13 protein-coding genes are annotated in these 12159 nt (G+C 58.5%); 10 read left to right on the top strand and 3 right to left on the bottom strand.

Going from position 1 to position 12159, the window contains the following annotated elements; all coding sequences use genetic code 11:
* The first annotated feature begins 344 nt into the window (after nt 1–344).
* The 4 genes from rpoE (at nt 345) to B1722_RS07280 (ending at nt 4156) form a co-directional block, all read left to right on the top strand.
* Nucleotides 345–926, top strand: a complete 582-nt coding sequence (gene rpoE, locus B1722_RS07295) for an RNA polymerase sigma factor RpoE (protein WP_003172477.1) — start codon at nt 345–347, stop codon at nt 924–926.
* Between the two features lie 30 nt (nt 927–956).
* A complete protein-coding gene (locus B1722_RS07290) occupies nt 957–1544 on the top strand; it encodes a sigma-E factor negative regulatory protein (protein ID WP_041070379.1) in 588 nt (195 codons plus the stop codon).
* Nucleotides 1545–1552: 8 nt separating this feature from the next.
* Entirely contained in the window at nt 1553–2515 is a 963-nt protein-coding gene (locus tag B1722_RS07285) for a MucB/RseB C-terminal domain-containing protein (RefSeq protein ID WP_041070377.1), read from the top strand.
* Between the two features lie 210 nt (nt 2516–2725).
* Nucleotides 2726–4156 carry a DegQ family serine endoprotease gene (locus B1722_RS07280; RefSeq protein ID WP_041070375.1) on the top strand — a complete coding sequence of 477 codons (1431 nt, stop codon included), beginning with the start codon at nt 2726–2728 and terminating at the stop codon, nt 4154–4156.
* A gap of 79 nt (nt 4157–4235) precedes the next feature.
* On the opposite strand, the gene B1722_RS07275 is transcribed toward B1722_RS07280, so the two are convergent.
* Complete coding sequence (locus tag B1722_RS07275) at nt 4236–5669, bottom strand: M48 family metalloprotease (RefSeq protein ID WP_041070373.1); 1434 nt, start codon at nt 5667–5669, stop codon at nt 4236–4238.
* 98 nt (nt 5670–5767) lie between these two features.
* Here B1722_RS07275 and B1722_RS07270 point away from each other — a divergent pair, with 98 nt between their 5' ends.
* Complete coding sequence (locus tag B1722_RS07270) at nt 5768–6007, top strand: sulfurtransferase TusA family protein (protein ID WP_007963279.1); 240 nt, start codon at nt 5768–5770, stop codon at nt 6005–6007.
* A gap of 32 nt (nt 6008–6039) precedes the next feature.
* Nucleotides 6040–7110 (top strand): AI-2E family transporter, encoded by a 1071-nt coding sequence (locus B1722_RS07265; RefSeq protein ID WP_027614463.1) that lies wholly within the window; start codon nt 6040–6042, stop codon nt 7108–7110.
* 85 nt (nt 7111–7195) lie between these two features.
* On the opposite strand, the gene B1722_RS07260 is transcribed toward B1722_RS07265, so the two are convergent.
* Together B1722_RS07260 and B1722_RS07255 are read right to left on the bottom strand one after the other, a co-directional pair.
* Nucleotides 7196–7669 (bottom strand): peroxiredoxin, encoded by a 474-nt coding sequence (locus B1722_RS07260; RefSeq protein WP_041070370.1) that lies wholly within the window; start codon nt 7667–7669, stop codon nt 7196–7198.
* Nucleotides 7670–7679: 10 nt separating this feature from the next.
* A complete protein-coding gene (locus tag B1722_RS07255; RefSeq protein ID WP_007963284.1) occupies nt 7680–8240 on the bottom strand; it encodes a glycine cleavage system protein R in 561 nt (186 codons plus the stop codon).
* A 325-nt stretch (nt 8241–8565) separates the two neighbouring features.
* On the opposite strand from B1722_RS07255, the gene dapA reads away from it, so the two are divergent.
* From dapA to purC, 4 genes are read left to right on the top strand one after another with little or no spacing between them, the layout of a single operon-like run.
* Nucleotides 8566–9444 (top strand): 4-hydroxy-tetrahydrodipicolinate synthase, encoded by an 879-nt coding sequence (gene dapA, locus B1722_RS07245; protein ID WP_086792015.1) that lies wholly within the window; start codon nt 8566–8568, stop codon nt 9442–9444.
* Between the two features lie 17 nt (nt 9445–9461).
* Nucleotides 9462–10577 carry an outer membrane protein assembly factor BamC gene (gene bamC, locus B1722_RS07240; protein ID WP_041070366.1) on the top strand — a complete coding sequence of 372 codons (1116 nt, stop codon included), beginning with the start codon at nt 9462–9464 and terminating at the stop codon, nt 10575–10577.
* A gap of 4 nt (nt 10578–10581) precedes the next feature.
* The gene (locus tag B1722_RS07235; protein WP_041070364.1) at nt 10582–11343 is read left to right on the top strand and encodes an MBL fold metallo-hydrolase; all 762 of its coding nucleotides are present in this window, start codon (nt 10582–10584) and stop codon (nt 11341–11343) included.
* A gap of 28 nt (nt 11344–11371) precedes the next feature.
* Nucleotides 11372–12085 carry a phosphoribosylaminoimidazolesuccinocarboxamide synthase gene (gene purC, locus B1722_RS07230; RefSeq protein WP_007963288.1) on the top strand — a complete coding sequence of 238 codons (714 nt, stop codon included), beginning with the start codon at nt 11372–11374 and terminating at the stop codon, nt 12083–12085.
* The last annotated feature ends 74 nt before the right edge of the window (nt 12086–12159 follow it).

Here is a 12159-nt window from a genome sequence, read left to right as displayed (position 1 = left end):
GATGAAACAGGCTTTTTCAGCGCACGGTCGTTCAATGTCGCGCCAGCATGGCTATAAATAATTGGAACTTTTGCCAGAGGCCCAAGATCAATAGACAGTTGCCAGAAACACGGGACAGTGTCGGCTTCAATGCAGAACCTGCGATTGGGTTTTTGCTGGCGAACCGATGACAAGATTATTCGCGCAGCCGGTTTATCCCGCGCTGCGTTTTTCGTGCGTGCCAAATCAGAGCCCGCAGGAAACTTGCCTGGAGGGGGAGAACTTTTGCGAAAAGCCCGAGTCTATGTTTGCAAGTCTGGTCGTTTAGTTATGCAAGCCTCCTCCATGCTTATCGAGGAGTGTTCATGCTAACCCAGGAAGAGGATCAGCAGCTGGTCGAGCGCGTTCAGCGTGGCGACAAGCGAGCTTTCGATCTGCTGGTGCTGAAATATCAGCACAAAATTCTCGGGTTGATCGTGCGTTTCGTGCACGACACCCATGAAGCCCAGGATGTGGCTCAGGAAGCCTTTATCAAGGCGTACCGAGCATTAGGAAACTTTCGCGGAGACAGCGCGTTCTATACGTGGCTTTACCGCATTGCCATCAACACGGCAAAAAACTATCTGGTTTCACGCGGCCGCCGGCCGCCGGATAGCGATGTAAGTTCTGAAGACGCAGAGTTCTACGACGGCGATCATGGCCTCAAGGATCTCGAATCACCGGAACGCGCGTTGCTGAGGGATGAGATCGAAGGCACCGTCCATCGAACCATTCAGCAACTGCCAGAGGATTTGCGTACGGCGTTAACTTTACGTGAATTCGATGGTCTGAGTTACGAGGACATTGCGAGCGTCATGCAGTGTCCGGTGGGTACCGTGCGCTCCCGGATTTTCCGCGCTCGGGAGGCCATCGATAAAGCCCTGCAGCCGTTGTTGCAGGAAAACTGAGACAGCGGCGACAGCCAAGAGAGGAACGCCATGAGTCGTGAAGCCCTGCAGGAATCGCTGTCCGCAGTGATGGATAACGAAGCGGACGAATTGGAATTGCGTCGAGTGATCAATGCACTGGACGATGTTGAAACCCGTGAGACCTGGGCTCGTTACCAGATCGCCCGGGCAGCCATGCACAAGGACCTGCTGCTTCCGCGTCTGGACATCGCTGCGGCAGTCTCTGCTGCTCTGGAAGACGAGACGGCTCCAGCCAAAGTATCCCGTGGTCCATGGCGTAACCTCGGTCGTCTGGCCGTTGCTGCTTCGGTGACCGTTGCCGTTCTGGCCGGTGTTCGTCTGTACAACCAGGACGAAATCGCGGGTGTCGAGTTGGCTCAGCAATCCAATCAGCCTTCATTGGTAGCGCCGCAAGCCAAAGGCCCGGCAGTGCTGGCAGGCTATAAGGAAAGCTCGGAGACCACCGGTCCGATGGCCAATGGCGTTCTGCAAGGTCAGCCAGGCTGGCATGATCAGCGTCTGCCAGGTTATCTGCGCCAGCATGCCCAGCAGGCTGCGCTGAAAGGTACTGAAAGCGCCTTGCCTTATGCGCGTGCAGCAAGCATGGAAAACCGTTAAGGAGGATCATGCGCGCCATACCTTTACTTTCGCTTCTGCTCAGTGGCTGGTTCGTTGTTCCAGCCCACGCTGATGAGGCCCAGGACTGGTTGAACCGTCTGGGCCAGGCCGAACAGCAGCAAAGCTTTCAAGGCACCTTCGTTTACGAGCGTAACGGTAGTTTTTCTACCCATAACATCTGGCATCGTGTCCAGAACGGTCAGGTTCGCGAGCGTCTTGTTCAACTGGACGGCTCGGCGCAGGAAGTGGTGCGCATTGATGGGCATACTCAATGTGTCAGTGGCACTCTGATTGCGGGGTTGGGAGACTCTTCCAGCTCGACCGCTCGTGCGTTTGATCCCCAAAAGCTGAAAAACTGGTATGACCTTGCTGTCATCGGCAAGTCGCGCGTGGCCGGGCGGGATGCGGTTATCGTATCGCTGACGCCGCGAGACCAGCATCGCTATGGTTTCGAGCTTCATCTGGACAAGCAGACCGCCCTGCCGCTTAAGTCATTGCTGCTCAATGACAAGGGGCAGTTGCTCGAGCGTTTCCAGTTCACCAGTCTTGATACCGCTGATGTCCCGTCGGACAAAGATCTGCAAGCTGGCACCGAGTGCAAGGCCGTTACTATTGATAGTGACAAGGCCTCTGCCGTGAAGACGGCTCAGGTCTGGCATTCCGACTGGCTCCCTCCGGGTTTCGTGCTAACCAGCAGCACCTCGCACAAAGATCCGGAAACCAAGACTCAGGTCAACAGCCTGATGTATGACGACGGTCTGGCGCGTTTTTCGGTATTTCTTGAGCCGTTGAACGGTGCAACAGTGACCGATACCCGCACGCAGTTGGGGCCGACTGTTGCCGTTTCCCGCCGTCTCACTACGCCCGAGGGTGAAATGATGGTCACGGTGGTCGGTGAAATTCCAATCGGCACAGCTGAACGCATTGCTTTGTCGATGCGCAACGATGGCACTGCAACCAGCAAGCAGTGAGCTGATTTCAGTCATTTCCACCTCTTCGTCGAGACGTAGATGAAATGTTTGCTCAGCATTTTCATTTGCAAATCACCCGAAAGTTTTTTATAGGTCAGAGCCTCACGGCTCTGGCCTTGTCTGTTGTTCCCGGAACAAAAATACCGGCCCGCGGTTCCCGGTGTTCCTTGCTCCATATCGCTTAACCCTGCTCGTCGTAACGGGAGCTGTATGTCGATACTTAGCTTGAAGTCTTATCTCTCCATTTTCGCCACCGTGCTGGTGCTGGGTCAGGCTGTCCCCGCTGCCCAGGCGGCCGACCTGCCGGATTTCACCCAACTGGTTGAACAGGCCTCGCCTGCAGTGGTGAACATCAGTACCACGCAGAAGCTGCCGGACCGCAAGGTGAACCAGCAGATGCCTGACCTGGAAGGCTTGCCGCCGATGTTGCGCGAGTTCTTCGAGCGCGGCATGCCGCCTCAGCAGCGTTCGCCGCGCGGCGATCGTCAGCGTGAAGCGCAATCGCTCGGTTCGGGCTTCATCATTTCCTCCGATGGCTACATCCTGACCAACAACCATGTGATTGCCGATGCCGACGAAATCCTCGTGCGTCTGGCTGATCGCAGTGAAATGAAAGCCAAGCTGATCGGTACCGACCCTCGCTCCGACGTGGCCCTGCTGAAAATCGATGGCAAGGATCTGCCGGTGCTCAAGCTCGGCAAGTCCCAGGACCTGAAGGCGGGTCAGTGGGTCGTGGCAATCGGTTCTCCGTTCGGCTTTGACCACACTGTGACCCAAGGCATTGTCAGCGCCGTCGGCCGTAGCCTGCCGAACGAAAACTACGTGCCGTTCATCCAGACCGACGTGCCGATCAACCCGGGTAATTCCGGTGGCCCGCTGTTCAACCTGAACGGTGAAGTGGTCGGGATCAACTCGCAGATCTACACCCGTTCCGGTGGCTTCATGGGTGTGTCGTTCGCCATTCCGATCGACGTGGCGATGGACGTTTCCAATCAGCTGAAAAGCGGTGGCAAAGTCAGCCGCGGCTGGCTGGGCGTGGTCATCCAGGAAGTGAACAAGGATCTGGCCGAGTCGTTCGGTCTTGATAAGCCGGCCGGTGCGCTGGTTGCGCAGATTCAGGATGACGGTCCGGCAGCCAAGGGTGGCCTGCAAGTGGGTGACGTGATCCTGAGCATGAACGGTCAGCCGATCGTCATGTCCGCTGACTTGCCACATCTGGTCGGTGCGCTGAAAGCGGGCGCCAAAGCCAACCTTGAAGTGATTCGTGACGGCAAGCGCAAGAATGTCGAGCTGACTGTCGGTGCGATTCCGGACGAGGACAAAGAGCTGGCAGCGCTGCCGAAATCCGGCGCGGAAAGCAGCAGCAATCGCCTCGGTGTTTCGGTGGTCGAGTTGACCGCCGAGCAGAAGAAAACCTACGACCTCAAAGGCGGGGTAGTGATCAAGGAGGTTCAGGACGGTCCTGCGGCCCTGATCGGTCTGCAGCCGGGTGACGTGATCACTCACCTGAACAACCAGGCCATCGGCTCCACCAAGGAGTTCACCGAGATCGCCAAGGCACTGCCGAAGAATCGTTCGGTGTCGATGCGCGTACTGCGTCAAGGTCGCGCGAGCTTCATCACCTTCAAACTGGCTGAATAACCCGGTTGCGGTGAAATAAAAAACCGCCTCGAAAGAGGCGGTTTTTTTATGCCTGAAACTTTTATGTCGCTGATGAAACTTAGCCCATCATGTCCTTGATCATGCGCTCCTGCTCCATCAGTTCACGCTGGCGCGCATCGATCCTGGAGGACAGCGGGAAGTTGCTGCCCGCCTTGCGTTTGGCAAAATCGAGCTGCTGGATCGCCTGACGATAGTCCCCCACCAGCGCAAAGTATTCGGCGCGAGCCTGATGCAGACCAATGATATTGCCGGACAGGCCACGAGTTTCAGCGACCTGATACCACACGTCCGGATCGTTCGGACGAGATTTGAGCAAGCTGTCGAGGGCTTTTTCCGCGTCGGCGGTGCGATTCTGTTTCAGCAACAGATCGACACGAACCTGATTCAGCGGGTAATTGCCCGGATACTGCGTGAGCATCCGGTCAACCCGTGTTTGCGCATCCGGCAGACGGTTGTTGGTGATGTCCAGGTCGATCTGCGCGAGGTTGTAGATGATCTCGTTGGGCGACTTGGCCAGCAATTGTTTGAGGTTCTCCCGCGCTTCATTGAGCTGACCACCCTTGATCTGCGCGATTGCCAGGCCATAGCGCGCCACGTCGTTCTTCGGGTTCTCATCCAGTTGTGCGCGGAAGCGCTTGGCGCCCAGCCCCGGGGTTTCTTCGTAGATCAGCTGTACGCGGGCGCGGATCAGCTGATAGCGCATGCTGTCTTCGATGCCGCCCGCTGGCGCCTGTTCTGCGCGGTTACGGGTGTCGGCGATACGCGATTCGGTCACCGGGTGAGTCAGCAGAAATTCCGGCGGCTTGGCGTCGAAGCGGTATTGGCGCATCAGACGTTCGAACATGGTCGGCATTGAGCGCGGGTCGTATCCGGCCTTTTCCAGGTTTAGGATGCCAATACGGTCGGCTTCCTGTTCGTTCTGGCGCGAGAAGGTACGTTGCGATTGAATGGCTGCTGCTTGACTGCCGGCAATGGTCGCGATACCGGCATCACCACCACCGGCAGCGGCAATCACGATGCCAGCCAGCAGCGCCGCCATCATCGGTACCTGCATCCGTTGCGAAGCTTCGACGCCACGAGCAAAGTGACGTTGTGACAAGTGAGCCAGTTCGTGAGCCAGTACCGAGGCATATTCGCCTTCGGTCTGCGCATTGAGGAACAGCCCGCCGTTGACCCCGACCACGCCACCTGGCGCCGCGAAGGCGTTGAGCTGCGGGCTGTTGATCAGGATGAATTCCAGGCGGCGGTCAGTTACCTGGCTGGTTTCCACCAGCTTGTAGACGCTGGACTCGACGTAGTCCTTGAGTTGCGGATCGTTGAGTTGTGCAACCTGACTGCGCAACATCGCCAGCCAGGCGCGGCCCAGCTGATATTCCTGTTGCGGTGAGACAATGGCAGAACTGGCGTCGCCAAGTGACGGCAGATCGTCGGCAAAGCCCGGTGAGGCGAGCAGGCAAGCGAGCGTCAACAGGGTAGGGCGCAGAAATGTCATGCACAAAGCCTTAGAAGACAAAGACCTTACTGTAGCCGGACACCGGGCCCGCGACCAGATATTCTAGGCCGCTCGACCATCTGAACCGGAGTGACGCAATGACTGACGCTGTAGCCCATGATTGTGAACTGGACGCCAGTGGCCTGAATTGCCCGTTGCCGTTGCTCAAGGCCAAAATGGAACTCAACAAGCTGCCCAGCGGCGCCGTACTCAAGGTGATCGCCACGGACGCGGGCTCGCAGCGCGACTTCCGCACCTTTGCGCGTTTGGCCGGTCATACGCTGCTGCGCGAAGAAGACGAAGCGGGCGTTTACCGTTACTGGTTGAAAAAAGCCTGAAATCCACCGCGTAAAAGACCCAGGTATTATTGATGTTCAAAGTGTTACGCGACTGGATTCAGCGCTACTTTTCCGACGAAGAAGCGGTGGTGCTGGCAGTGCTGTTGTTTCTCGCCTTCACCGCAGTGCTCACGCTCGGTGGCATGCTCGCGCCGGTACTGGCGGGGATGGTGCTGGCGTACCTGATGCAGGGGCTGGTGCTTGCTCTTGAGCGTATGCGCGTGCCTGGTGCGGCGGCAGTGGGTCTGGTGTTTGCTCTGTTCATGGGCGTGTTGCTGGTGTTTATCGTGGTGGTGTTGCCGCTGCTCTGGCATCAGTTGATCACGTTGTTCAACGAGCTGCCGGGCATGCTCGCCAAATGGCAGTCGCTGCTGCTGTTGCTGCCCGAGCGCTATCCGCACCTGGTCTCCGATGAGCAGGTGCTGCAGGCCATCGAAGCCGCGCGTGGCGAAATCGGCAAGTTCGGGCAGTGGGCGCTGACCTTTTCGCTGTCGAGCCTGCCCCTGCTGGTCAACATCATGATCTATTTGGTGCTGGTGCCGATCCTGGTGTTTTTCTTTCTCAAGGACCGGGCCATGATCGGCGAGTGGGTGCGCGGCTATCTGCCTCGCGAGCGGGCGCTGATTACCCGGGTCGCGCAGGAAATGAACCGGCAGATTGCCAACTACATTCGCGGCAAGGTCATTGAAATCGTGATCTGCGGCGGCGTGACCTACATCGCTTTCGTCGCCCTCGGCCTCAACTATGCGGCGCTGCTGGCGTTGTTGGTCGGGGTGTCGGTGGTCGTGCCGTACGTCGGTGCGGTGGTGGTGACCGTACCGGTGCTGCTGATCGCGCTATTCCAATGGGGCTGGAGCGATCAGTTCATTTATCTGATGGCGGTCTACGGAATCATTCAGACGCTGGATGGCAACGTGCTGGTGCCTTTGCTGTTTTCCGAGGCGGTCAACCTGCACCCGGTGGCCATCATCTGCGCGGTGCTGTTGTTTGGCGGGTTGTGGGGCTTCTGGGGCGTGTTCTTTGCGATTCCGCTGGCGACGCTGTTCAAGGCAGTGCTGGATGCCTGGCCGCGCAAGGAGCCTGTAGTGGCTCCATTGCTATGAAAGTAAAAGATCGCAGCCTGCGGCAGCGCCTGCATTGGAATGCGTTTTCCTGTAGGAGCTGCCGCAGGCTGCGATCTTTTGATCTTTAGGCTTTATTCAGATCCTGAGCCGCAGCCAGCACCGCATCCACATGCCCCGGCACTTTCACACCGCGCCATTCCTGACGTAGCACACCGTTTTTGTCGATCAGGAACGTGCTGCGATCGACGCCCAGGTATTCCTTGCCGTACAGCTTCTTCAGCTTGATCACGTCGAACAGCTGGCAGACGGCTTCGTCCTTGTCGCTGATCAGCTCGAACGGAAATTCCTGCTTGCACTTGAAGTTCTCGTGGGACTTCAGGCTGTCGCGGGAAATACCGAAGATTTCCGTGTTGGCAGCCTGAAACGCCGCGTACTGGTCACGAAAACCCTGGCCTTCGGTGGTGCAGCCCGGGGTGCTGTCCTTCGGATAGAAGTAGATCACCACTTGCTTGCCCTTCAAGGCAGACAGGCTGACGGTCTGCCCGCTGGTGGCAGGTGCTTCGAAATCCGCAACGGGTTGGTCGATGACAACGGCCATGAAAGCTTCCTTACATTGGGTTTTGTGGGCGCCAAGGCTCGATGAGGGCATCCAGGTTCATCGCGTCGGCGAAATCCAGGAACTGGTCGCGCAGCCAGCTGATCTGGGTGCCGGCCGGCAGTGTCACGGTAAAGGTGGCGTTGAGCATGGTGCCGCCGGTCTGTGGGGCCTGGTAGGTATCGCAGGTCAGGTTTTCCAGCTCGACGTTGTGGTCCATGAAGAACTGGCACAGCTCATTGATGATGTCCGGGCGATACGCCGAGCTGACATAAGCTACATAAGGCAGCGCCTGCGGGCGATTTTCCAGCGCCGCACTGCGTACCACGTTGACGGTGAAGGCGTGGCGCTTGGCCAGGGTTGGCAGGCTGCCTTCGAGGCGGGCCAAGGCGTCCCAGCTACCGGAGATTTCCAGTACCAGGGCACTGCACTCGCCGTGGCGGGTCAGGCGGGAAGTGACGACGGCGCAGCGATTTTCATGGCTGGCGCGGCACAGGACGTTAGTCAGCTCCATGGGGTTGGCGCCAAGGGCACTGATGACAAGGAATTGTTCGCGAACTGTGGGGGTGGACATGCAGCATTCCTAAAGCGATGAGCGGTCGGTAGGTCGATGGGCGTTGGCCGTCGGGATGCGTCTGCGCGTGCCCGTTCAGAAAGCCCCGGACCCTGGCTCGCAATTCGCTCCAATAAAGGCGGAACGTGCAGCTGCGACACTGGAACGGGGCCTGGGAGGCCGAAAGGGGAGGCTGGAACCCGGCGTACAAGCTGATCTGTACCGATCAAAGTCTGAAGGGTAGCGAAAACCGACGCCAAGGGGAATGGCGGCGCAGTACTTCGCTTGTGCAAGCATCTTGGCGCCAGTACCATTACCGCTCTCTTTTTCCGGCAGGAGCGGTTTCATGATTGCGGGCAGTATGGTGGCACTGGTCACTCCCATGGATGCACAAGGGCGTCTTGACTGGGACAGCCTCAGCAAACTCGTGGACTTCCATCTCAAGAACGGCACCCATGCCATTGTCGCGGTCGGTACTACCGGCGAGTCGGCAACCCTTGATGTAGAAGAACACATCGCCGTCATCAAAGCCGTGGTCAAACAGGTCGCAGGCCGCATCCCGGTGATCGCCGGTACCGGTGCGAATTCGACCCGCGAAGCCGTCGAGCTGACCCGCAACGCCAAGGAAGCCGGCGCCGACGCCTGCCTGCTGGTCGTGCCGTACTACAACAAGCCGACCCAGGAAGGCCTGTACAAGCACTTCAAGCACATTGCCGAAGCCGTCGACATTCCACAGATTCTCTACAACGTTCCCGGCCGCACCTCCTGCGACATGCAGGCCGAGACAGTGATTCGCCTGTCCACCGTGCCGAACATCATCGGCATCAAGGAAGCCACCGGCGACCTGAAACGCGCCAAAGCCATCATCGACGGCGTGAGCAAGGACTTCATCGTGCTGTCCGGCGATGATCCGACTGCGGTCGAGCTGATCCTGCTGGGTGGCAAAGGCAACATCTCCGTAACAGCCAACGTCGCCCCGCGCGAAATGGCTGACCTGTGCGAGGCTGCGCTGAAAGGCGACGCCGAGACCGCACGGGCAATTAATGAAAAACTGATGCCGCTGCACAAGGACCTGTTCATCGAAGCCAACCCGATTCCGGTGAAGTGGGCTTTGGTTGAAATGGGCTTGATGCACGAAGGCATCCGCCTGCCGCTGACCTGGCTGAGCGCTCCTTGTCATGAAACGCTTCGCACGGCCCTGCGCCAGTGCAGCGTCCTGGTTTAATTGAGGAAGTACAACGCATGAAGCGAATGGCCGGACTTTCCGCACTTGCCTTGATTATCTCCAGCACCAGTGGCTGCGGATGGGTCTGGGGCCCGGAAGGTTATTTCCGTGACCGTGGTAGCGATTACCTGGAAGCGCAACAGACTGCACCGATGCAATTGCCACCGAATGTCAGCACCTCCAAGCGCCTCGACCCGCTGTTGCCGATCCCGCGCAACGTGGCCGATGACACTGCCAAGGGCGAATACGTGGTGCCGCGTCCACAACCGCTGACCGCGATTGCCGATGCAACCGACTACTCGCTGCAGAAGAGCGGTGACTCGCGTTGGGTCGTGGCCCAGCACCCACCGGCCGAAGTCTGGCCAGTGGCGGTGCAGTTTTTCCAGGACAACGGTTTCCGTCTGGATGAACAGCGTCCGCAAACCGGTGAATTCACTACCACCTGGCAGCATTCTGACGAGCTGTCCGCCGCCATGGCCAAGCGCCTGAGCGCAGCGGGTGTCGGCGCCGATAGCGAAACCCGCGTGCGGGTGCGCATCGAGCCGGGCGTGCAGCGCAACACCAGTGAAATCTACGTGGTCAGCGCCGAGCGTCCTGCCGGCAGCACCGCTGACGTCGATTTCACCAACCGTTCGGTCAACACTGGCCTGGACGCTGCGCTGGTCGACGACATGCTGGCGAGCATGAGCCGGACCTCCGAAAAGGGTGGTTCGGTGTCGATGCTGGCTTCGCGTGATTTCGATACCCCAAGCCGTGTCAGCCTTAGCGAAGACGGTAGCGGCAACCCAGTGTTGAACGTCGGTCCGGATCTGGATCGTGCCTGGTCGAGCGTCGGTCGTGCGCTGGAGCAAGGTCAGTGGCGCGTTGAAGACATCAACCGCAGCCTGGGCCTGTACTACATCAACCTGGCCGAAAAAGCCGAGAAGAAAGACGAGAAGCCTGGTTTCTTCAGCAGCCTGTTCGGCAGTGCGCCGACCAAAGAGGAAGTTGAAGCCCGCGCCGAGCGTTATCAGGTTCGCCTGAGCAAGGTCGGTGAAAACGTTCAGGTAACCGTCGAGAAGAACATCAACACCGTTGCGCCGGCCGATGTGGCCCGCAAAGTGTTGAGCGTGATTCAGGACAACCTGGGCTGATCACATGCGCTTTGCCGTTCTCGGCAGCGGTAGCCAAGGGAACGGCACGCTGATCGCCAGCGCTGATACGTATGTGCTGGTGGATTGTGGTTTTTCCCTGCGGGAAACCGAAAAACGCCTGTTGCGCCTGGGTGTGAACCCGGCGCAATTGAGCGCGATACTCGTAACCCACGAACATGCCGACCACGTGCATGGCGTGGGTTTGCTGTCTCGGCGCTACAATCTGCCGGTCTACCTCAGTCGCGGCACACTGCGCGGGATGCGCAAACCGATCGAACCCGCAGGCTTTCTGGCCGGCGGCGAGCAGTTGCAGATCGGCGCTCTGAACATCGGGGTCATTGCCGTGGCCCATGATGCGCAAGAGCCGACTCAGTATGTATTCAGTGACAACGAGCAGCGGCGCTTCGGCCTCCTGACCGACCTGGGTTCCTACTGCGAGCGGGTGCTGGACAGCTATCGGGATCTCGATGCATTGATGATCGAGTCCAACCATTGTCGCGACATGCTGGCACGTGGTCATTACCCGTACTTTCTCAAGCAGCGGGTGGGCGGCGAGCTGGGACATTTGAACAACCATCAGGCGGCATTCCTGGTGGCCGAGTTGGGGTGGCAGGGCTTGCAGCATCTGGTTCTCGCCCACCTGAGCAGCAAGAACAACCTGCCGCAGCTGGCCCGGCAATGTTTTGTCGACACCCTCGGGTGCGACCCGGACTGGCTGCAACTGGCCGATCAAGATTCAGGGCTCGACTGGCGCCATATCGCCTAGCCCATCTACTTAGCAAGCGGAGCCCATCATGGAAAAACGTGAAGAACTCTACCGCGGCAAAGCCAAATCGGTTTACAAGACCGATGACGCTGACCGCTTGATCCTGCTGTTTCGCAACGACACCTCGGCGTTCGACGGCAAGCGCATCGAGCAGCTCGACCGCAAAGGCATGGTGAACAACAAGTTCAACGCCTTCATCATGCAAAAGCTCGAAGCGGCCGGCATCCCGACCCAATTCGACAAGCTGCTGGGCGACAACGAGTGCCTGGTGAAGAAGCTGGACATGATTCCCGTCGAGTGCGTCGTGCGTAACTACGCCGCCGGCAGCCTGGTAAAACGTCTGGGTGTCGAAGAGGGCATGAAGCTCAATCCTTACACCTTCGAACTGTTCCTGAAGGACGATGCCAAGGGCGACCCGTTCATCAACGAATCCCACGTCGTGGCATTCGGCTGGGGCACCGCCGAGCAACTGGCGCGCATGAAAGAACTGTCGCTGAAGGTCAACGAAGTCCTGAGCAAACTGTTCGACGACGCAGGCCTCTTGCTGGTGGACTTCAAGCTTGAATTCGGCGTGTTCAGCGACGGTTCGATCGTCCTGGGCGACGAGTTCAGCCCGGACGGCTGCCGTCTGTGGGACAAGGACACCAAGAAGAAGATGGATAAAGACCGCTTCCGCCAGGGCCTCGGTGACGTCATCGAAGCTTACGAAGAAGTCGCCAATCGTCTGGGTGTACCGCTTTGATCGACGCAAGCATCTGATAGCACGAAGAAATTTTCGAAAGAGGGTTTGCTTTCGGTCAAAGTGTTGTTATGATG

The sequence above is a fragment of the Pseudomonas sp. SCPG-7 genome (assembly GCF_002156405.1).
GTDB classification, from domain to species: domain Bacteria; phylum Pseudomonadota; class Gammaproteobacteria; order Pseudomonadales; family Pseudomonadaceae; genus Aquipseudomonas; species Aquipseudomonas parakoreensis.
The sequence above is the reverse complement of the archived record's forward strand: the minus strand, read 5'-3'. Positions and strand labels throughout refer to the sequence as shown.